Origin of the sequence: Actinoplanes sp. NPDC048988 (assembly GCF_043197815.1) — a bacterium.
Classification (GTDB): Bacteria; Actinomycetota; Actinomycetes; order Mycobacteriales; family Micromonosporaceae; genus Actinoplanes.
In genome coordinates, this window is the sequence record NZ_JBICTW010000011.1 from 108,099 (window position 1) to 132,479 (window position 24,381).

Annotated in this window: 21 protein-coding genes; 8 read left to right on the forward strand and 13 right to left on the reverse strand. The window is 73.2% G+C overall.

Going from position 1 to position 24,381, the window contains the following annotated elements; translation table 11 throughout:
* Nucleotides 1-22: 22 nt before the first annotated feature.
* On the reverse strand, nt 23-748 hold the full coding sequence (locus ACGFJ7_RS29620) for a maleylpyruvate isomerase N-terminal domain-containing protein (RefSeq protein ID WP_392644979.1): 726 nt from the start codon (nt 746-748) through the stop codon (nt 23-25).
* A gap of 50 nt (nt 749-798) precedes the next feature.
* Here ACGFJ7_RS29620 and ACGFJ7_RS29625 point away from each other — a divergent pair, with 50 nt between their 5' ends.
* Nucleotides 799-1,395: a nucleotidyltransferase family protein gene (locus ACGFJ7_RS29625; RefSeq protein ID WP_360260168.1), complete on the forward strand. Its 597-nt coding sequence runs from the start codon at nt 799-801 to the stop codon at nt 1,393-1,395.
* Here ACGFJ7_RS29625 and ACGFJ7_RS29630 read toward each other — a convergent pair.
* Together ACGFJ7_RS29630 and ACGFJ7_RS29635 are read right to left on the reverse strand one after the other, a co-directional pair.
* Nucleotides 1,334-2,053 (reverse strand): aquaporin, encoded by a 720-nt coding sequence (locus ACGFJ7_RS29630; RefSeq protein WP_360260165.1) that lies wholly within the window; start codon nt 2,051-2,053, stop codon nt 1,334-1,336. The two genes, ACGFJ7_RS29625 and ACGFJ7_RS29630, sit on opposite strands and share 62 nt — an antisense overlap.
* Nucleotides 2,054-2,113: 60 nt before the next feature.
* Nucleotides 2,114-2,932: an alpha/beta hydrolase gene (locus ACGFJ7_RS29635; RefSeq protein WP_360260163.1), complete on the reverse strand. Its 819-nt coding sequence runs from the start codon at nt 2,930-2,932 to the stop codon at nt 2,114-2,116.
* A 157-nt stretch (nt 2,933-3,089) separates the two neighbouring features.
* On the opposite strand from ACGFJ7_RS29635, the gene ACGFJ7_RS29640 reads away from it, so the two are divergent.
* Entirely contained in the window at nt 3,090-3,731 is a 642-nt protein-coding gene (locus ACGFJ7_RS29640) for an alpha/beta hydrolase (RefSeq protein ID WP_360260161.1), read from the forward strand.
* Here ACGFJ7_RS29640 and ACGFJ7_RS29645 read toward each other — a convergent pair.
* Entirely contained in the window at nt 3,704-5,974 is a 2,271-nt protein-coding gene (locus tag ACGFJ7_RS29645; protein ID WP_360260159.1) for a helix-turn-helix domain-containing protein, read from the reverse strand. The genes ACGFJ7_RS29640 and ACGFJ7_RS29645 overlap by 28 nt on opposite strands.
* A gap of 164 nt (nt 5,975-6,138) precedes the next feature.
* On the opposite strand from ACGFJ7_RS29645, the gene ACGFJ7_RS29650 reads away from it, so the two are divergent.
* The gene (locus ACGFJ7_RS29650; RefSeq protein ID WP_392644983.1) at nt 6,139-8,772 is read left to right on the forward strand and encodes an AAA family ATPase; all 2,634 of its coding nucleotides are present in this window, start codon (nt 6,139-6,141) and stop codon (nt 8,770-8,772) included.
* Nucleotides 8,773-8,775: 3 nt separating this feature from the next.
* Nucleotides 8,776-11,379 carry a LuxR C-terminal-related transcriptional regulator gene (locus ACGFJ7_RS29655; RefSeq protein WP_360260155.1) on the forward strand — a complete coding sequence of 868 codons (2,604 nt, stop codon included), beginning with the start codon at nt 8,776-8,778 and terminating at the stop codon, nt 11,377-11,379.
* On the opposite strand, the gene ACGFJ7_RS29660 is transcribed toward ACGFJ7_RS29655, so the two are convergent.
* Entirely contained in the window at nt 11,336-12,160 is an 825-nt protein-coding gene (locus ACGFJ7_RS29660) for a PrsW family glutamic-type intramembrane protease (RefSeq protein ID WP_360260153.1), read from the reverse strand. The genes ACGFJ7_RS29655 and ACGFJ7_RS29660 overlap by 44 nt on opposite strands.
* A gap of 205 nt (nt 12,161-12,365) precedes the next feature.
* Here ACGFJ7_RS29660 and ACGFJ7_RS29665 point away from each other — a divergent pair, with 205 nt between their 5' ends.
* A complete protein-coding gene (locus ACGFJ7_RS29665) occupies nt 12,366-13,565 on the forward strand; it encodes a PP2C family protein-serine/threonine phosphatase (protein WP_360260151.1) in 1,200 nt (399 codons plus the stop codon).
* 3 nt (nt 13,566-13,568) lie between these two features.
* Here ACGFJ7_RS29665 and ACGFJ7_RS29670 read toward each other — a convergent pair whose 3' ends face one another.
* On the reverse strand, nt 13,569-14,483 hold the full coding sequence (locus ACGFJ7_RS29670) for an alpha/beta hydrolase (protein ID WP_360260149.1): 915 nt from the start codon (nt 14,481-14,483) through the stop codon (nt 13,569-13,571).
* A 52-nt stretch (nt 14,484-14,535) separates the two neighbouring features.
* On the opposite strand from ACGFJ7_RS29670, the gene ACGFJ7_RS29675 reads away from it, so the two are divergent.
* A complete protein-coding gene (locus ACGFJ7_RS29675; protein ID WP_360260147.1) occupies nt 14,536-15,138 on the forward strand; it encodes a mechanosensitive ion channel family protein in 603 nt (200 codons plus the stop codon).
* 369 nt (nt 15,139-15,507) lie between these two features.
* Here the strand turns inward: ACGFJ7_RS29675 and ACGFJ7_RS29680 are convergent, their stop codons facing one another.
* Nucleotides 15,508-16,965, reverse strand: coding sequence for an MFS transporter (locus tag ACGFJ7_RS29680; RefSeq protein WP_392644987.1), 1,458 nt, complete (start codon nt 16,963-16,965; stop codon nt 15,508-15,510).
* 125 nt (nt 16,966-17,090) lie between these two features.
* On the opposite strand from ACGFJ7_RS29680, the gene ACGFJ7_RS29685 reads away from it, so the two are divergent.
* Complete coding sequence (locus tag ACGFJ7_RS29685) at nt 17,091-17,825, forward strand: class I SAM-dependent methyltransferase (RefSeq protein WP_392644989.1); 735 nt, start codon at nt 17,091-17,093, stop codon at nt 17,823-17,825.
* On the opposite strand, the gene ACGFJ7_RS29690 is transcribed toward ACGFJ7_RS29685, so the two are convergent.
* On the reverse strand, nt 17,808-19,127 hold the full coding sequence (locus ACGFJ7_RS29690) for a YbhN family protein (RefSeq protein WP_392644991.1): 1,320 nt from the start codon (nt 19,125-19,127) through the stop codon (nt 17,808-17,810). The two genes, ACGFJ7_RS29685 and ACGFJ7_RS29690, sit on opposite strands and share 18 nt — an antisense overlap.
* Before the next feature lie 125 nt (nt 19,128-19,252).
* Nucleotides 19,253-19,450: a hypothetical protein gene (locus ACGFJ7_RS29695; RefSeq protein ID WP_360260138.1), complete on the reverse strand. Its 198-nt coding sequence runs from the start codon at nt 19,448-19,450 to the stop codon at nt 19,253-19,255.
* A gap of 269 nt (nt 19,451-19,719) precedes the next feature.
* Between ACGFJ7_RS29695 and ACGFJ7_RS29700 the strand changes: the two genes are divergently transcribed.
* Nucleotides 19,720-20,511 carry a PHP domain-containing protein gene (locus ACGFJ7_RS29700; RefSeq protein ID WP_360260135.1) on the forward strand — a complete coding sequence of 264 codons (792 nt, stop codon included), beginning with the start codon at nt 19,720-19,722 and terminating at the stop codon, nt 20,509-20,511.
* Between the two features lie 530 nt (nt 20,512-21,041).
* Here ACGFJ7_RS29700 and ACGFJ7_RS29705 read toward each other — a convergent pair.
* The 4 genes from ACGFJ7_RS29705 to ACGFJ7_RS29720 are packed head-to-tail and all read right to left on the reverse strand — an operon-like array spanning nt 21,042 to nt 24,287.
* Nucleotides 21,042-21,974, reverse strand: coding sequence for an ABC transporter substrate-binding protein (locus ACGFJ7_RS29705; protein ID WP_392644993.1), 933 nt, complete (start codon nt 21,972-21,974; stop codon nt 21,042-21,044).
* Between the two features lie 11 nt (nt 21,975-21,985).
* The gene (locus tag ACGFJ7_RS29710; RefSeq protein WP_360260131.1) at nt 21,986-22,645 is read right to left on the reverse strand and encodes an ABC transporter permease subunit; all 660 of its coding nucleotides are present in this window, start codon (nt 22,643-22,645) and stop codon (nt 21,986-21,988) included.
* Complete coding sequence (locus ACGFJ7_RS29715; protein WP_360260129.1) at nt 22,642-23,277, reverse strand: ABC transporter permease; 636 nt, start codon at nt 23,275-23,277, stop codon at nt 22,642-22,644. Before ACGFJ7_RS29715 ends, ACGFJ7_RS29710 begins: the two co-directional genes overlap by 4 nt.
* Nucleotides 23,274-24,287 (reverse strand): ATP-binding cassette domain-containing protein, encoded by a 1,014-nt coding sequence (locus tag ACGFJ7_RS29720; RefSeq protein ID WP_360260127.1) that lies wholly within the window; start codon nt 24,285-24,287, stop codon nt 23,274-23,276. The genes ACGFJ7_RS29715 and ACGFJ7_RS29720 overlap by 4 nt, the downstream gene beginning before the upstream one ends.
* Nucleotides 24,288-24,381: the final 94 nt, after the last annotated feature.

Here is a 24,381-nt window from a genome sequence, read left to right on the forward strand (position 1 = left end):
ATCAGCCGCCGCACGTCACCGGCTAGGCGGTCGGGTCCCAGGCGATCAGCTGGTCGAAGATCTTGGGGTCGCCGTCGAGCTTGGCGGTGGTCATCGGGAGGCGGTTGTAGAACATCAGGACCAGGTCGCTGGCCGAGGCCTCGGCGGACGCGGACGCCGCGACGTCGCTCGGCGCGTGCAGGCGCTCGACCCGGGCGCCGTCGGCGGAGAGGTACAGGCGCCAGACCGGGCCCTCGGTGGTCCGGTAGTCGACGATGGCCGGCTCGTGGGGCCATGGGCTCGTGGTGGCGCAGCACGTCACCTGGAACTCCTCCACACCGTCCACGGCCACCTCGGTGGGCAGGGGCTGCGGGGCGCCGACGGCGAGCTGGGCGTCGTACGTGTGCACCGCGATCTCCTGCAGCTGATGGCGGGCCGCGGCGCCGGTGGTCAACGGGGACTGCGAGTCGCCCCACCAACCCCAGCACTCGCGGTCGGGGCCGGCCTCCTCCAGCGCGTCCAGCATGGCCCGGGTCGCGGTGGCGAACTCGGCCGGCTCGGCGGGCTGCGGCGGGGGCGCGTCGGCCGGGCCGGCCGCGACGATGCTCGCCCACTTGCGGCGGCCGTTGGCCAGATGCTCCTCCAGGTCCCTCAGGGTCCAGCCGGGACAGCCCTGTACCGGCAGGTCGAGGCTGGGGGCCGCGGCGATCGTGGCGCGGAAGGCGGTCGCGCGCTCGTCGATCAGGCGCAGAAGATCAGGAAAGTCCACGTGGGGTGTCTACCATCGGGTTCCGGTCGCGGGGAAGCGATTATTGGCGGATGTACGGACGTCTCCCGCTGCACGAGCAGCTCGCCGCTCTCCGCACCACGCTCTCCCGCAACCAGACGCTGCTCCAGGTGCTCGAGACGGCGAACGCGGTCGGGCCGCCGAACTGGTACGTCACGGCCGGCTGCCTGTTCCAGACGGTGTGGAACGTCGTCACGGACCGGCCGCCCGCCGAGGGCATCAAGGACTACGACGTCTTCTACTTCGACGACACCGACCTGTCCTGGGAGGCCGAGGACCGGGTCATCAAGGCGTTCGCCGGACCGGCGGCCGCGGCCGAGGTCGAGGTCGAAGTCCGGAACGAGGCGCGCGTGCATCTCTGGTACGAGGAGAAGTTCGGGGTGCCGTGCCCGCCGTACGACTCCTGCGAAGCCGCCATCGACTCGTTCGCGGCGACCACCTGTTGTCTCGGGGTGCGGCTGGAGCCGGACGGGCGGTGGCGCGTGTACGCGCCGCACGGGCTCGCCGACGTGTTCAATCTCGTCGTACGGCCCAATCCCGTCCTGGCCCCGCGCCACGTGTACGAGGCTAAGACCGAGCGGTGGCGTCGGCAGTGGCCATCACTGCGGGTGCTGGAGTGGCCGGCATGAGCGACCACAGTGCCGCCCCCGCGATGCCGCCGATCAGCGGGCCCACGATGTAGGCCCACCAGTCGGTCAGCCGGCCGGCGATCAGCATCGGGCCCAGCGCCCGGGCCGGGTTGACGCCGGCGCCGGTGATCGGGCCGCTGATCAGGATGGCCACGCCCAGGGCGGTTCCGATGGCCAGGGCCGCGCCGGCCCGCGGGACCGTCCGGTCGGTGGCCACGGCGACGATCACCAGGACCAGGATGAAGGTCACCAGTGCCTCGACGAGCAGGACGCGCGGACCGCTCACCCCCGTTGCCGGAGCGGTCGCGCCGAGGGCGCCGTGGGTGCGGGAGCCTTCGACGCCCCACGCGGCCAGAGCGGCCAGCAGGGCGCCCGCGAACTGGGCCACCACGTACAGCGGCACCTGCCGCCACGGGAAGCGGCCGGTGACCGCCAGGGCGACGGTGACCGCCGGGTTGAAGTGGGCGCCGCTGACCGGGCCGAACGCGGCCACGCCGATCAGCAGGGCCGCCGCGCCCGCGAACGGCACGACGGGAAAGGGCAGGAGGATCGCCGTGGTGATGATGCCGAGTACGAGGATGAACGTGCCGGCGAGCTCGGCCACCGCGGAATGCAGAAGGGCCGCGCCGATGCGGTGCCCGTGGAGACCGGTAGCCAAGGGAGACCTCCGATGCGAGGGTGAAGCCGGCGGCCGGGGCCGGCCGCCGGCGGACGATGCTCAGCTCTGCCAGAACTCCAGCAGGTCCTTGTCGAGCTCCTGCTGGTACGAGCCGGCGATGCCGTGCGGCGCGCCCTTGTAGAGCTTCAGCGTGCCGTTCTTGACGAGCTTGATGGCCTTCTCGGCCGCGTCCTTGACCGGCACGATCTGGTCGTCGTCGCCCTGGGCGATGAAGACCGGGACGTCGAGCGCCTTGAGGTCCTCGGTGAAGTCGGTCTCCGAGAACGCCTTGATGCAGTCGTACGCGCCCTTCAGGCTCATCTGCATGCCGAGGCTCCAGAACAGGTCGCGCTGGCCCTGGGAGACGTCGAAGCCGTGGTTGATGCCGAAGAACGGCTCCGAGAGGTCCTTGAAGAACTGCGAGCGGTCGGCGAGCACGCTCGCCCGGAGGCCGTCGAACACCTCGATCGGGGTGCCCTCGGGGTTGGTCTCGGACTTCACCATGACGGGCGGCACCGCGCCGGCCGTGGCGATCTTCGCGACCCGGCCCGCGCCGTGCTGGGCGGCGTAGCGGACGACCTCGCCACCGCCGGTGGAGTGGCCGACCAGGATGATGTCCTTGAGGTTGAGCGCGTCGACCAGCTCGGCCAGGTCCGCCGCGTAGGTGTCCATGTCGTTGCCGAGCCAGCTCTGCGAGGAGCGGCCGTGCCCGCGCCGGTCGTGGGCGATGGCCCGGAATCCGTTGTCGGCGGCGAGCTTGAGCTCCACGTCCCAGGCGTCCGCGCTGAGCGGCCAGCCGTGGCTGAAGATGATCGGCTGTCCGGTACCCCAGTCCTTGTAGAAGATCTCGGTACCGTCGGTGGTGGTGATGTATGGCATGCGTCAGAGACTTCTGCGCGGCGGCCCCGCCTGCATCGGTCAATTGACTGCCTGCGCCAGCGCGACCGTCGTCCGACCGATGACCGGTGACTAGCCCTAGATCAATCTGCGTGCAAACTTCCTGGCGCGCCGGGGGCCGAGGTCGTGCAATTGACCGGTGCCGTACGTACGGAACCGCCTCCGCTACAGCGACGAGGGCCCTGGCCGCCCGGTCGTGCTGGTGGGCGCGGGCTGGGAGGAACAGGCCCGGGCGCTGCGCGCCGCGGGTCACCGGGTGATCGGCTTCGACCGCCGGTCCGAGCTTTCCCCGGAGTACGGGGTGGACGGGCTCGCCGCCGACCTGGACGCGCTGCTGGAGCATCTGGACCTGACCGGCAGCGTGCTGGCCGGCTCCTCGGCGAGTGCCGGTGATGTGGTGCGCTACCTCGGCAAGCACGGCTCGGGGCGGGTCCGCAAGGTGGTGCTGGTCGCCGGGGTCACCCCGTTCCTGTTACGCGCGGCCGACAACCCGGAGGGCGTCGACGAGGCCGGCGTCACCGCGATCGAGGCCCGCGCCGGGCGGGGCTTCGGCGACGCCGGGCGCATCGACTTCCGGGCCGATCTGGGCCGGGTCGACGTGCCCGTGCTGCTGCTGCACGGCGACGAGGACGGGCTGCTGCCGATCGACGCGACCGCGCACCGGCTGCCCGACCTGGTGGCCGACCTGCGCTACGAGGTGATTCCGGGTGGCCCGCACGAGCTGGGACGGGCCTTCCCCGCATTGGTCAACCGCTACCTGCTGGAGTTCTGCGCGTCGTAGGCGGCCAGCAGGGACTCGACCTCGATGAGGCGGTCGCGCAGCGCGCCCGGCCGGGGCTCGGTGCTGCCGTTGCGCTCCATCAGATCCCGTACCGCCGCCAGCTCCTGACGGGCCTCCTCCATCCGGCCGAGCCGGGCGAAGACCAGGGCCCGCTGCGACCGCGCGGTCATCAGGCGCTCCAGCGAATGCTCGAGGCGTTCGGCGGCCGCGATCGACTCGTCGACGCGCTGCAGCGCCCGCGGCCACCGTTCGGCCGCGATCTCGATGTTGGCCAGGAACGAACGGGAGACCGTCTCGATGAACAGGGCGATGTGGGCCGGCGGCGCGGTCGCCGGGTCGGTCACCGCCTCGATCACCTGCTCGTACAGGGGAATCGCCTCGTCGGCCGGGCCGCGGCCCTGCACGGCCAGCGCGCACAGGGTGAGCCCGTTGGGCAGTCCCTCCCGGTCGTTCACGGCGCGGAAGCCGGCCACCGCCTCCCGCGCGTGCTCGAGAACCTCGTCCCAGCGCCGGCGGCGGCTCAGGGCCCAGCCGATGTAGTAGTGGGCCCAGGCGATCTGCTGGTCGTCACCGGAGCGGATGGCGTAGTCGAGGGACTCCCGGGCGCGGTCCAGGGCGATCTCCGGCTGGCCCAGGCAGACGATGTGCACCCAGGCCAGGTAGCCGAGGTGGATGGCGGTGAGGCGGTCGTCGCCGAGCCGGCGGGCGGCGCCCACGGAGAGGCTGAAGACGTCGAGCCAGTGCGGCCAGTTGGCCCATCCGTCGGAGAACCAGTGCAGCGAGTCGGCCACCTCGACGACCCGCCGGTCCTGCCCCGCCGCGGCCGCCGTCTGCAGCGCGGGCAGCCAGTTCTCGGCCTCGCGGCGCAGCCAGTCGCCGGCCTGGGCGCCGGTGGTGAACGGGCAGCCGGCCGGCCGGGAGCGCTGACCGGGCTCGAAGTACAGCCCGGCGTGGGTGGCGGTGTCGAGCAGCCAGTCGTCGCGGCGGCGGATGGCGGCGGCCCGGTCGGCGGCGCCCTCCTCCCGCTCCAGCTCGCCCTGGGCGTACAGGCGCAGCAGGTCGTGGAACTCGAGGCGGCCGTCGGGCCGCTGCTGAAGCAGGCTCAGCTCGACCAGTTCGTCGAGGGCGTCCTCGGTGACCGGGATCGGCTCCTGCACCAGGACACTGGCCAGTTCGACGCCGGCCGACGGGCCCGGCACCAGGGCGAGGCGGCGGAAAAGACGGCGGGCCACCCCGGACAGCTGTTGGTACGACAGGTTGAACGCGGCCTTGACCTGCAGGTCGCCTGCGGCGAGAGCGTCGAGGCGGCGCTCCTGGGCGGCCAGGCGGGCGATCAGGTCGGCCGGGGTCCAGCCGGGCCGGCTGAGCAGCCGGTTACCGGCGATGCGCAGGGCCAGCGGCACCCGGACGCAGAGCTCGGCGATGCGCCGCAGGCTGTCGGCGGGTGCCGCCGGATCGTCGAGGATCGCGGCGAGCAGGGCGACGGCGTCGCTCTCGTCGAGCGCGTCGAGCCGCAGGCGGCGTACGCCCTCGAGACCGCTCAGGGCGCGGCGGCTGGTGACCAGCACCACGGCCGGGCCGTGCGGCGGCAGGACCGGGCGTACCTGGGCCTCGCTGATGGCGTTGTCGAGCACGACGACCAGGCGCCGGTCACGGCTGAGGGTGTGCCACAGGGCGGCCGCCTCGTCGAGCTCGCGGGGCACGGCGCTCTGGTCGGGGCTCAGCGCGCGGATCAGCTTGCCGAGCACGGCGGCCGTCGTGAGCGGCTTGTCGTCGAGGCCGCGCAGGTCGACGAACAGCTGCTGGTCGGCCGGCCAGGCCTGGGCCGCCTGCACGGCCAGGGAGGTCTTGCCGACGCCGGGCGGACCGCTGACGACCACCACCGGCGCCGGTGTGGCGGCGCTCGCCGCGGACGTCCACCGGCTGATCCGGGCGAGTTCGGCCGCGCGGCCGGTGAAGTCGCTGACCCGCCGCGGCAACGGCAGGCCGGCCACCGGCGCGCTGATCGCCCGGCCGGCCCGGGCCGCGGCGAGCAACCGGGCCCGCTCGTCCGGGCCGAGCCGCAGGCCGTCGGCGATCGCCTCGATCGTGCGGGCGCGTGGGCTGCGGCTGACGCCGCGTTCCATGTCGCTGATCCCCCGGTCGCTGACGCCGGAGGCCTCGGCGAGCTGTTCGAGAGTGAGGTCGGCGGCGAGCCGTAACCGGCGCAGCAGCGCGCCGAACGGGACGTCGTCGTCCGTCATCGTGTGCATCCCCCAGGTCATGTCCGGGTCACAGCCTCGCACGCAGGTCGTTCTTCGTCCTTTCTTCGTGGTGCACGGCTCACTTCCGATGATCGAATACGGTGCCGGCGGGAACCGTCCGGCCGGCATTCGTACAGATTTGCGGGGAAAGGGGACGGTAAGCAGTGAGCTCGACGACGTTGTACGGGCGTGCCCGGGAACGGGCCGACCTCATCGCCTTCGTCGAGTCGGCCCGTTCCCGGCCGATGTCCATGGTTCTGCTGGGCGAGGCGGGGATCGGCAAGACCGCGCTGCTGCGCGCGGCCGCCGGGATCGCCCGCGACCGCGGCTTCGGCGTCCTGCCGCTCGACCGCGCCCTGCTGCGGGAGCTGGCCACGCCCCGGCTCGATCCGGCCGTCCGGTCGTGGATCCGCGACGAGCCCACCGACGAGGCCGCCCTGCTGACGGCGATCCTGACCGGCCTGGACCGGCTGACCGCGAGCGCGCCCGCCCTGCTGATCCTCGACCGGGCCGATCGGGCCGACCCGGCCCTGCTGCGGCTGCTGACGCTGGTCACCCGGCACGCCTGCACCGAGCGGGCCGCCCTGCTGCTGGCCGCTCGCGGATCGGAGCCGCCGGCCGGGCTGGGCCCCGAGATCCCCCGCTACCGGGTGGACCCGCTGACCGACCGGGCGGCGGCCCGGCTGCTGAACAGCCGGCCCGAGGGCACGGCCGGCGGGCCACGCCGGCTGATCCTGCGCCGGGCCGCCGGCAACCCGCTCGCGCTCACCTGTGACGTGCCGCCGCGCGAGTTCCAGCAGAAGCTCACCGGCCTGCCGGCCACCACCCTGCGGCTGCTGCGGTTCGCGGCGCTGGCCGACGAGGCCGAACCGGTCAGCACCATCAACCGGGCCGCCAACGGCGACGACGGTCTGCGCGACTGGGAGCCGGCCGAGCAGGCCGGCCTGGTCACGCTGGCCGGCGGGCGGGTGCGGTTCGAGCACCCGCTGATCCGGGTGGCCGCGGCGGCCGGGCCGGGGCGGGCCGTGCACGGCTGTCTGGCCGGCTACACCGACGAGCCGTACGCCCGGGCGCTGCATGCCGCGCTGGCCTCCGACGAGACCGACGAGGTGGTGGCGGCCGCGCTGGAGGAGAGCGTGGCCGCCGTCGGCCGCCGGGCCGACTTCCTGGCCGAGGGACGGGCCCTGTTGATGGCGGCCGAGCGCAGCCCGCGCCTGTCCGACGCCGCCCGGCGCCTGGCCAAGGCGGCGGTCGCCGCCTACCGGGCGGGCGAGCCGGCGTACGCGATCGAGCTGCACCGCCGGGTGGCCGCGCTGACCGACGATCCGGACGTGCTCGGCGTGGCCTGTGTCGGCGCCGGGCTGGCCCTGGTGCACCAGGCGCGCTTCGCCGAGGCGTACGGGCTGACCAGCGACGCCGTCCAGCGGCGACCCTCCGACGGGCAGGTGGCGATGACCAACGTGGCCGTCGCCGCGAACGCCGCCGTCCTGTCCGGCGACAAAGCACTGCGCGAAGGCCTGCCCGGCCTGCTCGAGCTCGTCGTGGACGGCACGGGCGGCGTGCTCGGCGAGGCCATCCTGCCCGGCGCGGCGAACGCGGCGACCCGGGCCTCGGTGCTGGCCGTGGCCGATCCGGCGTCGCGGGCGCCGGCCCCGGCGGCCGGGCCGGCCCGGTTGTTCGAGGGCACCGAGCCGCTCAACGGGCTGGCCGAGATCAGCCGGCTGCTGGCCACCAGCACGGTCGCCTGGCTGACCGACGACTCCGTGCGGGCGGCGGCCGAGCTGTCGGCGCTCTGGCAGGCCCAGCGGGCCTACGGGGCGCCGGGCGCACTGGCCGGCCGGATCCCCATGATGGTGCTCGCCATGATCGACTGTGGGCGGTGGCCGGACGCCGACGAGGCGATCGAGGAGTCGGCCACGCTGGCCGAGGTGGGCAATCTGACGCTGCTGCTGCGCTCGCTGCCCGGCCTGCGGGGCATCCTCGCCGCCATCCGCTCCGACGGCACCCGGCCGGTGGCGGTGCCGGCGCGCCCGGCCGGCGACCCGTTCAGCGAGAGCCTGCGCCGGCGGGCGGCGGGCCTGGCCGCGCTCGCGGCCGCCGACCACGACACCGCGTACACCCATTTCCGGGCGATGTTCGACGCGGCCGGTGAGCCGGTCCACTTCCTGCTCGGCCCGCGCTCGCTGCCACAGCTGGCGCTGGCCGCCGGCGGTTCGAGCCGCCGCTCGCGGGCCAAGGCGCAGGCCCGGCAGATCCTCAACGGCTGCCGGGCGCGGGCCGGCGCGGCGCCCACCCCGCGGATGGCCATGTTGCTTGCGCACGCGGCGGCCCTGCTGGACGACAGCGAGGACGCCGAGCTCCGCTTCGCCGAGGCGCTGGCCGACCAGGACCGGGCGCTGCACTGGCCCCTGGAGCGCGCCGAGGCCCAGCTCAACTACGGGATCTGGCTGCGCAAGCAGCGCCGGGTGCCGGAGGCGCGGCCGTACCTGTTGGCCGCCCTGGACACGTTCACCCGGCTCGGGGCGCGGGCGCACGCCGACGAGGCGCGCAAATATCTGCCCGGCGACGTCGAGACCGACCGGGCCGGCACGGCCGGCGCCTTCGCCGCGCTCAGCGCGCAGAAGCAGCTGATCGCCCGGCTGGCCGCCGACGGCATGACGAACCGCGAGATCGCCCAGCGGCTGCTGCTGTCGCCGCGCACGGTCGGCTCGCACCTCTACGACATCTATCCGCAGCTCGGTGTCGGCAACCGGCACCAGCTGCGGGAGCTGCTGGGCACCACGAACACGGAGGGCTGAGCGATGTCGGACAGCACGCTGATCGATCCCGGCGCCGGGCTGATCGGCCGCGACCGCGAGCTGGCCCGCGTCGCCGGCTGCCTCGGCCCCGGGCAGCACGCGCTGCTGGTCACCGGCGGCCGCGGGATCGGCAAGTCGCGGCTGCTGGCCGCCGCGGCCCAGCGGGCCCGCGACGAGGGCCGGCACCGGGTGGTCACCGTCGAGGTGCCGCCGGGGGCGCCGATGGACGCGCCGGCGCTGATCCGGCGGCTGCTGATCGCGCTGCGCCACGACACGCCCGGCCCGGTCGACCTGGACCGGGCCGACTCACCGGCCCTGTGCCGGGTCCTCAAGCGCATCGGCTCGCCGCTGCTGGTCACCGTGGACGACGTCCACCGGATCACCCCGGCCGCGGCCGGCGTGCTGGCCGAGATGGCCGGCGCGGTGCCCGCGGTGCTGATGGCCGGCCTGCCCGACCGGATTCCCGAGGTGCTGCGCGGGCTGCCCCGGGCCGAGCTGCGCCCGCTGGACCGCGCAGACGCCGCCCGGCTGCTGGAGTCGCAGCCGAACCCGCCGGTGGGCCGCCACCGGGCCATGGTGCTGCACCGCGCGGCCGGCAACCCGGCGGCGGTGCTCGAGCTCGGCCCGGGCGGCCGGCTGCGGTCGGCGTTCGCGGCCGAGATCGCCGCGCTGCCCGAGCCGTCGCGCCGCCTGCTGCTGCACCTGGCCGCGGCCAGCCCGCCGGCCGGCCGGGCCGGGGTGACCAGCGCGGCCGGCCAGCGCGACGATCAGTGGTGGGCGCCGGCCGAGCAGGCCGGGCTGGTGGTGCTCGGCGGAGACACGGCCGACTTCACCCATCCCCTGGCGGCCGACGCCGCGTACCAGGATGTCCCCGCCTATCAGCGGCGGCAGGCCCACCGCAACCTGGCCTGGGCGCTGCCGGCCGGCTCGGCGTCGCGGGCGCTGCACCTGGCCGAGGTGACGCACGGCCCGGACGAGCGGATCGCGGCCGGGCTGGAGGCCGCGGCGGCCGCCTTCCGCGAGCGCGAGGACCTGTTCGAGGCCGCGAAGGCGATGGAGCACGCGGCCGAGCGGTCACCGGAGCCGGCCGCGGCCGCCCGCCGCTACGCGCTGGCCGCGATGGACGCCCGCAACCTCGGCGAGACGGAGTGGCCGGGTGATCTGTACTCGACAGTGCGGCGGCTCACCGACGACCCGGCCCTGGTCACCATGGCCGGGCACGCGGCGGCCACCGCGCTCACCCGGGCCGGGCGCCAGCACGAGGCGTACGCCATGATCTCGGCGGCCCGCCGGGCCGGTGTCCCGGCCGACCCGCGGGTCGCGGCGGCCATCGCCGGCCTGGCCTCGGTCATCGCCTCCACCTCGGGCGACGAGGAGCACCGGCGGGGCCTGGCCGAGCTGCTGGCCGCGGCCGGCCCGGGCGCCGACCCGGCCACCGCGGCGTTCGTCCGGCTGATCATCGACCCGGCGTCGCACCCGGGCCGGGAACTCTGCGACGCGACACCGGTCCCGCCGCCCGGCGCCCGGCTCGCGGCGCCCGAACGGCACCGGCTCAACGTCATCGGCACGATGGCCGGGTACGAGGACCGTTCGGCCCTGGCCGCCGGCCTGCTGCGCGCGACGATGGCCGCCGAGGCCAACCCGCGGGCCTCGGTCTCCGGCCTGGAAATGCTTCCGCACCTGGTCAGCGCCCTGATCGACACCGGCGAGTGGGCCGAGGCCCGGCGCTGCGCCGACCTCGTCGGCCCGGGCGGGCTGCCGGTGTTCGCGGCCCAGATGGACGCGCTGCGGGCCCAGCTGCTGGCGCTGCGCGGCGAGGCGGCCCCGGCCCAGCAGCTCGTGCGGGAGGCGGTGGCCCGGGTCGACATCCAGCAGCACCGCTCGGTGCACGTGCGGGTGCTGCGCGCGGCCGGGCTGGCCGCCACGATCGACGGGGACTACGAGTCCGCGTACCGCTACCTGCGCACGATGTTCGACCGGGACGGCCGGCCCCGGCACCGGCTGCTGGCCGGGCGGCACGTGGCCGAGCTGGCCGCCGCCGCCGTCCGCAGCGGACACCGCGACGACGTCCGCGTCGTGGTCGAGCACGTGCGGGCCGGCGCGGGCGAGGACCCCAGCGCCCGGATGCGGCTGCTGCTGCACCTGGCCGACGCGCTGCTCAGCGACGGCGAGCGGGCCGAGCACCACTTCCGGCTGGCCACCGTGGACCCGGCCGGGCACCAGTGGCCGTACGAGCGGGCGCTGGCCCGGCTGCACTACGGCGAGTGGCTGCGCCGGGTCCGCCGGCCCCGCGACGCGCGGGCCCTGCTGGCCGCGGCCGAGCAGGCGTTCACCGCGCTCGGCGCGGCCCACGCGGCCGAACTGGCCACGCGGGAGCTGCGCGCCAGCGGCCGGCACGACGGGCCGGCCGGCAGCGCCCGGCTGGCCGTGCTGACCCCGCAGGAGCGGCAGGTGGCCGAGCTGGCCGCGCGCGGACTGCGCAACCGGGAGATCGCCGAGCAGCTGTTCATCTCGGTCCGCACGGTCGGCGCCCACCTGCACAGTGTCTACCCGAAACTCGGCGTCAGCGGGCGCCACCAACTACGGGCCGCGTTCGCCCGAGAGTGACCGCGTCCTCGGCCGGGTGGAAGGCCCGGTAGTGGCGCAGCATCAGGGTCAGCCAGCCCAGGCTGAGCACGCCCAGCACCACGTACGCCCAGGTGCTGCCGAACGTGTCCCAGGCGGTGTGCAGGGCGACCGCCCCGATGAAGGTGGCGGCGAACTGCAGCAGGTGGCGCACGCTGGGCGCGCTCAGCATCATCCAGAGGGCGCCGCAGGTCAGGCCGGTCCAGGCGGTGTGCCCGGCGGGCGAGGTCAGACCACGGACGAACAGCGTCTCCTCGACCGCGCCGACGTTGCCGTTCGACTGCAGCAGGGCCGTGAAGGCGTACCCCATGGTCTCCAGAGCGGCGAAGCCCATGCCGCTGGCGATGCCGATGACCAGGCCGTCCGACGGCAGCCGGCGGGTGTGCCGGACCAGCACGGTCATCAGCAGGACGACCGGCACGATCAGCTTGGCCGACTCCTCGACCACGGCCACCACCACCATGGGCAGGGTGCCCAGGTCGCGCAGCGCGTCGTACTCGAGCGTGCCGGCCACGACCACCCCGATGACGCCGCCGAAGAAGGCCGTGACCAGCAACACAGACGTCGGCACCTCCCAGCGGCCGGTGCGGGCCTGGGCGAACGTCAGGAAGGACGCGGGCACCACGCTCGCGCCGAGCAGGATCAGCGCCGGCACGAAGTTCGGGTTCTGTGTGTGCACCAAAGTGCGCAGGACCAGGAAATACAGTCCCAGTCCGACGACGAGAACAGCCAGCCAGGCCCAGCGGCGGGACCGGTCACCCATGAGCACTCCTCTGTAGTCCAGCGATCATCGTCGACTTTCTCCGGGGTACCCGGCATCGGTCATTCGACTCACCGCGTACCGGACGCGACCCCGCCCGGCAGACAGGACAGTCATTTGGCGGATGCCCTGGGAGCGCGATCTCGTCACGCTCTTTATCAACCTCGTGACCAGCTGTCATGGGGGGTCATCTCCGGGGGGAGCTGTCATGACTGAGAACATTCTGGCCGTAGCGCCACCGATCGTGCAGGACGACGCGGCGCTTCGGCGCAGCCGGCTTCTGCTGCACGCCAGCGAGTCGCTGTCGGTCACCGCCACGACCGACGACGTCCTGGTCATCGTGCCCGAGCTGCTGAAGTCGGCGCTCGGGGCCACGCACGCCGAGGTCGTGCTGCCCGGCGACCCGCGCCGCGGCGCCGTGTCGGACCGGCTGACCACCACGGCCATGCGGGACCGCCGGTCGCGCTACTACGAGAGCAGCATGGACGTGACGCTGGAGCACCCCACGCTGGCCGAGGAGCTCGAACGCGACGGCTGGCAGGCCGCGGTGTGCGCGCCCCTGCCGGACGCGGTGGGCGCGCTGCTGCTGGCCTGGGACGAGCCGCAGACCTTCTACGTGGCCGACCGCGCGATGATCGCGACTCTGGCCCTGTACGTCGCCCAGGCCCTGGAGCGGGCGACCCGGCACGACTCGCGCACCGCGATCACCGACACGCTCCAGCGGGCGATCGAGTCGCGGCTGCCGCACGTCGACGACTTCGAGCTGGCCGCGTACTACCGGGCCGCCGACACCCACCGCAAGGTCGGCGGTGACTGGTACGACGTCATCCCCGGCCCGAACGGCCGGCTGGCCATGGTCATCGGCGACGTGGTCGGCCACGACGCGGCGGCCACGGCGCGGATGGGCGAGCTGCGCAACATGCTGCGGGCCTATTTGGTCGATCGCCGGGAGCCCCCGTCGGCTCTGCTGCGCCGGCTGGACGCGGCCAACTTCGCGCTCGGCGAGCCGGCCATGGCCACCGCCGTGGTGGCGTTCCTCGACCGCGCGCCCGGCGGCGGCTTCCGGCTGCGCTGGTCGAACGCGGGCCACCCGCCGCCGGTGCTGATCAGCCCGTCCGGCGAGGTGCGGCCGCTGACCGGCAACGACCTGCTGCTCGGCGCCCGCCGGGGCTCGCCGCGGCACACGTACACGGCCTCGCTCGAGCGCGGCTCGATCGTGCTGCTGCACACCGACGGGCTGGTCGAGAGCCGGGGACGGGTCATCGACGAGGGGTTCCAGCGGCTCTACGGCAAGCTGCGCATCCGCAACGCGGGCGCCCCGCGCGACCTGCTGGCCCGGGTCGTCAAGGAGATGACCACCGACCGCGCCGACGACGTGGCGATGCTGGCGGTCCGCATCCCGCGCTAGGGCCTAGTGCTCGCGCAGGAACGCGGCGCCCCGCTCGATCGCGGCCCGCGTCGTCGGCCGGTCCCGCAGCGGGGTCAGCGACACGAAGTCGTGCACCGTGCCCAGGAAGCGCACCGCCGAGGCGTCCACTCCCGCGTCGCGCAGCCGCGCGGCGTACGCCTCGCCCTCGTCGCGCACCGGGTCCGCCTCGGCGCAGACCACCAGCGCCGGCGGCAGTCCCGCCAGGTCTTCCACCGAGGCCAGGGCGGGCGACAGCGTCGGCTCGGCCCGCTCCGCCGGTACGTCGCTGTACTGCCCCCAGTACCAGCGCACGGCCTCGTGCGTGAGCAGGTACCCGGAGCCGAACTCGCGGTGCGACGGCTGCGCGCAGGCGATGTCGAGGATCGGGTAGAACAGCAGCTGCGCGCTGATCCGCGGACTGCCGCGCCGCTTGGCCATCAGGGCGAGCGCGGCCGCCATCGTCGCGCCGGCGCAGTCACCGGCCACGGCCAGGTCGCCGCCGGTCGTCTCGCTCACCCACAGCAGCAGCGCGTAGATCTCCTCGATCGCCACCGGGTAGCGGGCCTCCGGAGTGCGCGTGTACTCCGGCACCACGAAGGTCTTGCCGCTGAGCCGGGTGAGGTCGCTGATCAGCGCCCAGTGCGTCCGGGCGTCGCCCAGCATCCACCTGCCGCCGTGCGCGTAGACGACGCTGCCGGTGCTTTCCCCGCCGCGCGGCCGGAACACCCAGAAGCCGACGAGGCCGGACGGGCCGATCGGCGCCACCTGGAACTCGGCCGACACCCGCGGATCGGGCCGCGGCGGGCCCTGCGACTCCAGCAGCGCCTGACGGCCGTCCTGCGGGCCGATCTGGTGCAGGAACGGCGGTCCGGCCGACGCCTCCACGAGGAGCCGCACCACCGGGTCGAGAACCGTCACGTAGGCATCATCACACCCGATCCTGTGATCCCGGCCGATAGGGTCACCAAGAGTGATCAACTTGTTGAGGCCGGAACTGCTCAGGCCGGACTTCCGCCGCACCGTGGTGTTCGGCTTCGTGGCGCTGGCCGCGCTCGTCACCGGCTCCCAGTTCGGCGCCGGCACGACCAGGGACCGGCTCATCACGTACGGCTGTGCCGCGCTCGTCGGGGTTTTCGGGGTGACGGCGACCCGCACCGCCGCGCGTGAGGTGCACCGCGTGGCGGCCGCCCGGGCCAGTGAGGCCGCCGCGACGCCGCTGCGGGTGATGATCCAGCTCACCGGTTACCTGATCGTGGTGGTGTCGGTCGGCGACCTGCTCGACGTGGGCCTGCAGCGCCTGCTGGTCGCCGGGTCGGTCACCGGCATCATCCTCGGCCTGGCCGCGCAGCCGGTGCTGGGCAACCTGTTCGCCGGGCTGGTGATCCTGTTCGCCCGGCCGTACGTGCCCGGCACCCGCGTGCGGATCGAGTCGGGGGCGCTCAACGGCCGGCACGTGGGCACCATCGTCTCGGCCGGCCTGCTCTACACCGTGCTGCAGACCGAGGACGGCCCGTTGAACATCCCGAACTCGGCGCTGATGAACGCGGCCGTCGGACCCTACGACGCCGCCTGAGGCGGTGACCTGATAGCCGGGGCCCTCGCGCAGCGCCTTGACCAACTCGTCCGCGGCCGCCTGGCGATCCGAGGCCAGCAGGCCGGTGCCGTAGATGAGGACGTTGCGCTCGACGACGGCCCGAAAGTCCTCCAGACTGGACGCTACGTACCGTGCGTCGGTTTCTCCGGTGGCGGCGCTTCCGAGAACGGTCCCGGTGGGTAGTCGTCGGCCGGAAGGAAAGGCCCCGGATAGGGGCCGCGCGGCGGGAACGGGCCGGGCGGTGGGGCCTTCCGCTTGCGGAACAGGGCGGCGAGGGCCCTCACCAACCGGGCCGGATCCGGGGCCACGCCGCCTCCTGGGTGGATCTTCTACTGGGGCGGCGAGACTCTACCCCGCCCGGTGGGTCAGGTGGAGCTCTTCGGGCTCCGGCGGCAGGTCCTCGACGCCGGTCGCGACGGCCTCCTCGTGGCGACGGTGCGCGGACGGCAGCGCCAGCGCGGCCACCACCGCGAGGACGGCCACACCGGCGCAGACGGCGAAGCCCATGGTGAAGGCGTTGTCGGTGGGCAGGCCCCGCAGGGTCGCGTGCGACGAGATCACGGCCGCGACCACGGCTGTGCCGATACTGCTGCCGACCGTACGGGCAATCGTGTTGACGCTCGTGGCCTCTCCGGTCTGCGCGGCGGGAACGCTTTCGATGATGGCGTTCGACATGGCCGAGAAGGCCAGGCCGATGCCGGCGCCGGTCAGCACACCGGAGGCGACCACCTGCCAGAGCTGGCCGTGCGCGAAGGCGGGCAGGGCGAACGCGGCCACCACCGAGACGGCGCCGAGGAACATCGGGAGCTTCGGGCCGAACTTGCGGTTGAGCAGGCCGGCCAGCGGGCCGAAGAAGACCATCATGACCACTGTCGGCAGCAGGAACAGCCCGGACTGGGAGACCGACTTGCCGAAGCCGTAGCCGGTGGCCGCGGGAAGCTGCAGCAGCGTCGGCACCAGCAGGAACGTGCCGAACATGGCGAAGCCGAGGATCAGCGCGACCAGGTCGGTCGCCCAGACGCCGCGCAGGCGCATCAGGCGCATGTCGACCAGCGGCTCCTTGACGCGCAACTCGACCAGGACGAAGCCGGCCAGCGCGACGGCGCCGAGGGCGAGCAGGATGACCGTCCTGGGCTCGCCCCAGCCCCAGGCCTGCCCCTTGCTGATCGCCAGCAGCAGCGAGACGAGGGCGACGGACAGGATCACAGTGCCGAGAATGTCCAGCTTCCCAGGGGTACGGACCGGGGACTCCTTCATGCCGAAGATGGCACCGAGGAGAGCGACCACCACGAGAACGAGCGGCAGCCAGAAGAGCCAGTGCCACGAGAGGTGCTCGACGATCGGACCGGCGCCGACGATACCGACACCGGCGCCCACCCCGAAGATGGCGGAGAGCAGGCCGACGACGACGCTGACCTTCTCGCGGGGAAGCTCGTCGCGCACGATGCCGATGGACAGCGGCAGGATCGCGCCGGCGGCGCCCTGAACCGCGCGGGCCACGATGAGCACGCCGAGGTTGGGCGCGAGGGCGGCGAGCAGCGTGCCGGCGGCCAGCGCGGCCAGGACGCCGATCAGGACCTTGCGCTTGCCGGCCATGTCGCCGAGGCGCCCGAGGACGGGCGTGAGGACGGAGGCGGAGAGCAGATAGGCGGTGATCACCCAGCTGACGTCGCTGGTGTCGGCCCCGAGATCGCGCCCGATGGTGGACAGCGCCGGCGCCACGAGCGACTGAAGGACCGCGAACGCGAGCCCTCCCAGCGACAGATAGAGCACGAGCAGATTGCCGGCGCGACGCGCACCCGTCATGAGAAACCCCGAACCAGAGATGTAAACGATTGCTGACTTATTATCGTGGTCACGTCGATTAAGTCAACAATTGCTTACGTCACACCTGTCTTGCAGGGCGCCGGCGCCACGGGTTGGCTCGAGGCATGGCGCTCATCGCGTACGACAAAACCGACGCCGCCGCGTTCGAGGCGACCCGCCACCTGAGCGGCGACGCGCTGGGCGCCTGGCGTGCGGCGATCACCCGGTATCTGGATCCGCGACCCGGCATGCGCCTGCTGGACCTCGGATGCGGCACCGGAAGCTGGTCACAGGCCTTTCGCGCCTGGTGGCCCGCCACCGGCGTGCTCGCCGTCGAGCCGTCCGCCGCCATGCGCGAGCGCGCGCCGTTCCAGCCGGTCCTCGCCGGGCACGCCGCTGACATCCCGGCCGCGGACGCCAGCGTCGACGCGGTCTGGCTCTCCACCGTCATCCACCACGTCCCCGACCTGCCGGCCGCCGCCCGGGAGATCCGCCGCGTCCTGAAACCCGGCGGCCCGGTCCTGATCCGGTCCGCGTTCCCGGGCCGGCACGACGGCCTGACCCTGTGCCGGTTCTGGCCGGAAGCGATAACCGCGCTGAACGACAGCTACCCGGCCGTGGCCACCGTCGAGGAGGCATTCGCGACCGCAGGCTTCACCACCGCCGGGTTCGAGCCGGTCGCGCAGGTCTCCGCGCCGTCGCTCGAGCACGCCGCCACCCACCTGCGCCGCGAGGCGCACACCCTGCTCCAGCTGATCAGCGATGACGCGTACGCGCGAGGTGTCCGGCGGCTCAGCGCGGCCGCGCGGACGACGACCGGGCCACAGATCGACGTCCTCGATCTACTCGTGCTGCGGTGACGACAGGCCCGGGCGAGAACGGCTCAGCCTCAGATAGGTGCCCAAGCCGATCGGGAGCATCAGCCAGAACGAGATGACGCGGTAGCCGAGGACCACGGCGGCGGCCGCGGCCTGCGGGGCGCCGGCGGCCAGGAAGCCGGCCAGCAGGCTGGCCTCGATCAGGCCGATGCCGCCCGGGGTGATCGGGATCTGGCGGACGATCTGCACCGCCAGGTAGACCGAGGTGAGCTGCAGCGGGCTGAGCGGGAAGCCGCACGCCTGGGCCACGGCGATCAGGCAGGCCAGGTCGAGCGCCCAGTTGAGCGTCGCGAAGCCGACGGCTGTCAACCAGTACCGGGGGCGCAGGGCCCTCGCCTCGCCGAGCATGCGGTGTGCCTGCGCGATCGCCCGCTCAAGCCACCGCCGCCGAACGGCCGCGAACGTCGCCCCGGTGGTCGACGCGGTCGTCGGTCTGGTCGGTGGCGCGGTCGTCGGTCTGGTCGGCGGCGCGGTCGTCGGCCTGGTCGTCGGCCCGCTTGACGTGGGCGAACCAGCGGCCGGAGGCGGTGCGAAGGGCGCGCCGAGGACCGAGACCGGGGACTCGGGCCGCCGCGACGGTGCACGGAGCGATCCCGCGCGGCGGGAACGGGCGATCCAGGCAACCACGGCAGCGACGGCGAGGACGGCCGCGGCCAGTTCGGCGGTGTGGGCCGGTTTCAGGTTTACGGCGGCGGTGGCCCCGTAGAGGACGGCCAGGCCCAGCATGGACGCGGCGGCCGAGAGGACCACGGCGGCGGTGGCCGCGGTGGCGAGGGCGCCTCGACGGCGGAACTGCTGGAGGGCGAAGGCCGCCGACATCGCGGAGCCGGCCGGCAGGACCGAACCCATGGCGGTACGGCTGAACGTGATGGCCAGGGCGTCCGGCAGGCGCAGATCGGTGCCGAGCGCGGCCAGCAGGGTGCGCTGCTGCAACGCGAAGCCGGCCTGGGACAGGAACTGGGCGGCCACGGCCACGGCCAGCCAGCGCGGTTCGGCGTGGGTGAGGGTGGTGGCCACCGACGACGGGTCGGGTATCCGGCCGCGCAGGGCGATGACCACCGCGGCCGCGGCGGCGGCCCCCAGCAGGACGCGAAGCGCCGGGCGCCAGGGGCGGGGCGGTGGCGGAGCGGGTGGCTCGGGCCGGGTGGAGATGGGGCGGGAAGCCGCAGGCCGAAACGCGGCGGGCGCGAACAGCAGGGCGGCCGGCGCGAAGGGAAAGACGACCGGTGCCAGGCGCAGCGCGGCGGGGGCCAGGCGGAAAGCGGCCGGGCGCGGGGGCCGCAACGAGAAACGGCGGCGGCGAAGGGCGAACCGGCGAAGGGTGAGGCGGCGACGGCGGCGCACGCAGGCGCGAGGGCTCGGGCGGCTACCTGGCCGCCGGGGAGAACCGGGCCTGCGTGCCCGCAGCGTCATCGGAATCGAGCCGGGAGGGAATCGGCCGGCGCCGAGGCGGCGCGGCGGGCGCGGAGGTAGTGGGTGGTGGCGGCGGCCACGGCGACCGAGGCGGCCAGGGCGGCCGTCACCGCGTACAGGAAAGAGAACGGAGGCACCGCGAGGTCGGTGTCTGGAGAGGGGAGGTTGACCCACTCCTCGAAAGCACGAGCCATAGGGGGCCTCCGGGGTGCGAAAACAGTGGTAAACGTGCGCTGACTGGCAACGTAGACCCTCCGGAGCGTCGGTAGACAGCGGTTTGCGCCGCGAATCACATGTCGAGAAACAGTCAGCTGGGAACTGATCGGTGTGATCGCCGCTGCAGGTGTGCTCCTCGGCGCGCGGACGGCCCTGCGCCTACGGCAAGATCAGCTCCAGCGCATCACGTCCGCGGCGTTGATCATCCTTGGGGTGGTCGTGCTGGCAGTCGCCTGAGAGGACCGGCATGACCCTCGAACTTCCCGCCGACAACCACGTGCACAGCGAATGGTCCTGGGACGCCGGCCGGCGCGGGGCCGACATGATGGCCACCTGCGCCCGAGCCGTCGAGATCGGGCTGCCGGCGCTGGCCTTCACCGAACACCTGGACTTCACCGACTGGGTCGGCTTCACCGCGCCGCCCCTGGACGTCGACGGATACCTGGACGCGGTCGACCGCTGCCGCCACCGCTTCCCGGGCCTGCGGATCCTGACCGGCCTCGAACTCGGCGAACCGCACTGGCACACCGAGGCCGTCGCCAAGCTGCTGGCCGGCGGCGACTTCGAACGGGTCGTCGGCTCGCTGCACACGGTCCCGGTGGCCGAGGGCCTGGCCGAGGTGGGGCCGGCCTTCGCCGAACGGCCCGCCGCCGACGTCGTACGGGACTACCTGCTGGAAATCCCGAACCTGGTCGCCGGATCCGACGCCTTCCAGGTGCTGACCCACATCGACTACACGGCCCGGAAGTGGCCGGTGTCGGCGGGCCCGTTCGACCCGTACGCGTTCGAGGAGGAGTTCCGCCTCGCGCTGCGCGCGCTGTCCGGCAGCGGCCGCGCTCTCGAAATCAACACCACGGTGCCGCTGAGCCCGATCATCCTCGGCTGGTGGCGCGACGAGGGCGGCACGGCCGTCACCTTCGGCAGCGACGCCCACAACCCCGACGAGCTCGCCCGCGGCTTCGCCGGCGCCGTCGCGATGGCCCAGGCCCACGGCTTCAAGCCCGGGCTTCGGCCGTACGACTGGTGGTCGCGCTCCTGACGCGAAGCGCCCAGCGGCTCGCGCTCCTTCGGCGGAAGCTCTCTCACCAGGCCGCCCTCCTTCGGCTGAGCTCCACCGGCGGCCGCGTTCCTGGCGCGGAACCTCGGCCAGCAGCTCGGTGACGTGGCGGGCTGACCACGGCTCGGCCGGCTCGCCACTCACCGTCACCGCGACCGAGCCGGCCCCCGGCGCCGGCACGAGCCGTTGCAGGACGGCGACGTCAACCGCACCGGCCAGCACAGTCCCAGCCGGCACGGCCGGCGGCCGGCGGGGCGGGCCCGGGGGCGCCGCGGCCGCCTCGCGGATCGCGGGGAGGGAGGCGGGGACCTCGGTGTACGTGCCGGCCCGGCGCAGCGGCACCGAGGCCAGAGCATCCACCACGACCATCCCCAGTTGAGCGCACGAAGCGGTGGGCGGGGAGTCGCGACGCTGGATGTCCGGGAAAGGGTGGGGAGAAGGAAGCACCGCGGAGAGCCGCCCACCGCTGATCGACGATCGTAGGGGGGCGGCCCGTTGCCGCGCGCTGTTTGTCAGGCGAGGCCGTTGTCGCTGATGAAGGCCTTGGCCACGGTGGCCGTGTCCTGCTTGTCGACCTGGACCTTGGCCAGGTACTGGGTCAGGTTCTCGGTGGTGAGCTTGCCCGAGACCGCGTTGAGGGCGCCCGACACGGTCGGGTTGTTGGCCTCGGTGCGGATCAGCGGAATGATGTTCTCGGCCAGGTAGAGGTTCTTCGGGTCCTCGAGCACCACCAGCTTCTTGGTGGCGATGGCCGAGTCGGTGGAGAAGATGTTGGCCACGTCGATCTTGCCGTCGAGCAGCGCGTTCAGGGTGAGCGGGCCGCCCGCGTCGAGGGGCTGGAACTTCTTGAACTTGACGCCGTACAGCTCCTCGAGGCCCTTGAGGCCCTGGTAGCGCTCCTGCCACTCGGGGCCGGCGCCGATCGAGAGCTGACCGGCGACCGGCTTGAGGTCCTCGATCGTCTTGAGGTTGTGCTTGGTGGCCGTCTCCTGGGTGACGGTCAGGGTGTCCTTGTCCTCGGCGGCCGACTGCTCCAGCACCTCGGTGCCGGCCGGCAGGACCTTCTTCAGCTCGGCCAGCACGTCGTCCGGCTTGGACACGCCCTGCGGCGCGCCGCCGGTGTGCAGCGCCGAGAGCAGCGCGCCGTTGTACTCGGGCAGCAGGTCGATCGAGCCGTCCTGCAGCGCCTTCAGGTACAGCTCACGGGCGCCGATGTTGAACTGCCGCTTGACCTGTACGCCCTTGGCCTCCAGGGCCTGCGAGTAGATCTCGGCCAGCAGCTCGCTCTCGGCGAAGTTGGCCGAGCCGACCGTCACGGCCGACGAGCCGCCCGACTTGGTGCCGGAGTCGTTCGACAGCGGATCCTCGTCGGCGCCGCAGGCGGTGAGGGAGAGTGCCAGCGAGAAGGCGGCGGCCAGGGCGCCGACCGTACGTATACGGAACATCACAATCTCCTTCAGAAGCGCCCGGAGACACCGGGCGACACGACCCAGCGCTGCACGAGCGCCAGGAACAGGTCGAGTACGACCGCCAGCACCGCGACGACGATGGCGCCGGCCAGCACACGGGAGTAGTCGTTGACGGCGAGGCCGTCGATCAGGAGGCGGCCGAGACCGCCCAGGCCGACCGCGGCGGCGACCGTCGCGGTGGCCACCACCTGGAGGGCGGCGCTGCGGAAGCCGCCCATCATGACCGGTAGGGCCATCGGCAGTTCGACGCGGGTGAGCACCTGCCACGGGCGCATGCCCATGCCCTTGGCGGCGTCGACGACGCGGCGGTCGAGGGTGCGCATGCCCGCGTAGGACGAGGTGAGGATGGGCGGGATGACCAGCACGGTCAGGGCGATGAGCACGGGGAGCAGGCCCAGGCCGAGCAGCGTGACCATCAGCATGAGCAGGCCGAGGGTGGGCAGCGAGCGCCCGGCGTTGCCGGCGTTGATGGCGATGAACGAGCCCTTGCCGGTGTGCCCGATGTAGAGGCCGATCGGCAGGGCGATGACGGTGCCGATGAGCAGGGCCAGGAACACGTACCAGAGGTGGGAGAGCAGCAGTTGCGGGAAACCGCCGGCGGCGCTGGGGTCCCAGTTGGCCGGGTCGAAGAGGTACGACAGGTTCATGCGCGGGCCCACGGGGTGACGGCGCGCTGGATCAGCACGATGACGAGGTCGGCCACGGCGGCCAGCAGCACCGACAGGACGATACCGACGATGATCGGCTCGAGGTAGAAGAGCTGGAAGCCGCGGGTGAACAGCTGGCCGAGGCCGCCGATGCCGATCAGGGCGCCGACGCTGACCAGGCTGATGTTGGCCACCGTGGCCACCCGCAGGCCGGCCAGGATGACCGGGAGGGCGACCGGCAGCTCGACGTCGATCAGCCGCCGGGTGCGGCGGTAGCCCATCGCGGTGGCGGCCTCGTTCACCAGCTTGTCGACCGAGCGCAGGCCGTCGGCGACCGTGCGGGCCAGCAGGGCCACGGTGTAGATGGTCAGCGCCACGATGATGTTGAGCGGCGACAGGATCTTCGTGCCGAGCACGACCGGCAGGAAGACGAACAGGGCCAGCGACGGAATCGAGTAGAGCACGCCGCAGACGTTCACCAGCGGGTGGTAGAGCCACGGGAAGCGCACGCCGAGGTAGCCGATCGGCAGCGCGATGACGAAGCCGAGCAGCACCGGCACGAGGGCCAGGTAGAGGTGTTGCCGCAGGGCGGCCAGCACGGTGTCCGAGTTGTTCTGCAGGTACTGGATCACGAGGTGTGCCGCTCCATCAGGTAGTCGACGAGGTCGTGGTGGCGGACGATCCCGTCGGCCACGCCGGTGTCGTCCACTCGGACCGCGATGCCGACCGGCGAGCTGATCGCCAGGTCGGTGACGATCCGCAGAGAGTCGGCCTTGGTGAAGGTTCCGGCGATCGCGCGGTCGCCGGAGGAGGTGCGCCACGCGATCGGCCGGCCCTCGTCAAGGATCAGCTCGGCGGACGAGGCGGGCGGAGCCACGGGCACGGCGGCCGCGGAGTCGAACGAGAGGCTCCGCAGGCCCCGGTCGCGCCCGACGAACGAGGCGACGAACGGGTCGGCCGGCGCGTCCAGGAGTTCCTGCGGCGTACCGAACTGGGCCAGGACCCCGCCCTGGCGCAGGATGGCGACGTAGTCGCCGAGCTTGATGGCCTCGTCGATGTCGTGCGTGACCATGGCGATGGTCTTGCCGAGGTCCTGCTGCAGGCGCAGGAACTCGGTGTGCAGCTGGGCCCGGACGACCGGGTCGACGGCGCTGAACGGCTCGTCCATCAGCATCACCGGCGGGTCGGCGGCCAGCGCCCGGGCCACGCCCACGCGCTGCTGCTGGCCGCCGGAGAGCTGGGCCGGGTAGCGCTGGGCGAGCTCGGCGGACAGCCCCACCCGCTCCAGCAGTTCCAGCGAGGCCGTACGGGCTTCGCGCCGGGTCTTGCCCAGCAGCACCGGCACGGTGGCGACGTTGTCGAGCACCGTGCGGTGCGGGAAGAGACCGGCGGACTGGATGACGTACCCGATGCCGCGGCGCAGCAGCGCCTCGTCCTGACCGGACACGTCCTGACCGTCGATCAGGACCCGGCCCGAGGTCGGCTCGACCATTCGGTTGATCATGCGCAGCGAAGTGGTCTTTCCGCACCCGGACGGACCGACCAGAACCGTCATCTTTCCGGTCGGCAACTCCATCGAGAGGTGGTCGACCGCGGTACCGCCGCCGGGGTAGATCTTGACGACGTCCTCGAAAGTGATCATGGTTCTCCTGGGCGGTCGTCTGAATGGCGCTATTCATACTTGCGGTGTAGTGAATAGGCTGTCAACGGAAGGCCGGAGCCCGTTACGGTCCGGA

Bases quoted from the DNA above. Each gene is read 5' to 3' on its own strand.
- ACGFJ7_RS29625 (WP_360260168.1), top strand. From the start codon at position 799: ATGTACGGACGTCTCCCGCTGCACGAGCAGCTCGCCGCTCTCCGCACC.
- ACGFJ7_RS29635 (WP_360260163.1), bottom strand. From the start codon at position 2,932: ATGCCATACATCACCACCACCGACGGTACCGAGATCTTCTACAAGGAC.
- ACGFJ7_RS29645 (WP_360260159.1), bottom strand. From the start codon at position 5,974: ATGACGGACGACGACGTCCCGTTCGGCGCGCTGCTGCGCCGGTTACGG.
- ACGFJ7_RS29655 (WP_360260155.1), top strand. From the start codon at position 8,776: ATGTCGGACAGCACGCTGATCGATCCCGGCGCCGGGCTGATCGGCCGC.
- ACGFJ7_RS29660 (WP_360260153.1), bottom strand. From the start codon at position 12,160: ATGGGTGACCGGTCCCGCCGCTGGGCCTGGCTGGCTGTTCTCGTCGTC.
- ACGFJ7_RS29665 (WP_360260151.1), top strand. From the start codon at position 12,366: ATGACTGAGAACATTCTGGCCGTAGCGCCACCGATCGTGCAGGACGAC.
- ACGFJ7_RS29680 (WP_392644987.1), bottom strand. From the start codon at position 16,965: ATGACGGGTGCGCGTCGCGCCGGCAATCTGCTCGTGCTCTATCTGTCG.
- ACGFJ7_RS29685 (WP_392644989.1), top strand. From the start codon at position 17,091: ATGGCGCTCATCGCGTACGACAAAACCGACGCCGCCGCGTTCGAGGCG.
- ACGFJ7_RS29695 (WP_360260138.1), bottom strand. From the start codon at position 19,450: ATGGCTCGTGCTTTCGAGGAGTGGGTCAACCTCCCCTCTCCAGACACC.
- ACGFJ7_RS29700 (WP_360260135.1), top strand. From the start codon at position 19,720: ATGACCCTCGAACTTCCCGCCGACAACCACGTGCACAGCGAATGGTCC.
- ACGFJ7_RS29705 (WP_392644993.1), bottom strand. From the start codon at position 21,974: ATGTTCCGTATACGTACGGTCGGCGCCCTGGCCGCCGCCTTCTCGCTG.
- ACGFJ7_RS29710 (WP_360260131.1), bottom strand. From the start codon at position 22,645: ATGAACCTGTCGTACCTCTTCGACCCGGCCAACTGGGACCCCAGCGCC.
- ACGFJ7_RS29720 (WP_360260127.1), bottom strand. From the start codon at position 24,287: ATGATCACTTTCGAGGACGTCGTCAAGATCTACCCCGGCGGCGGTACC.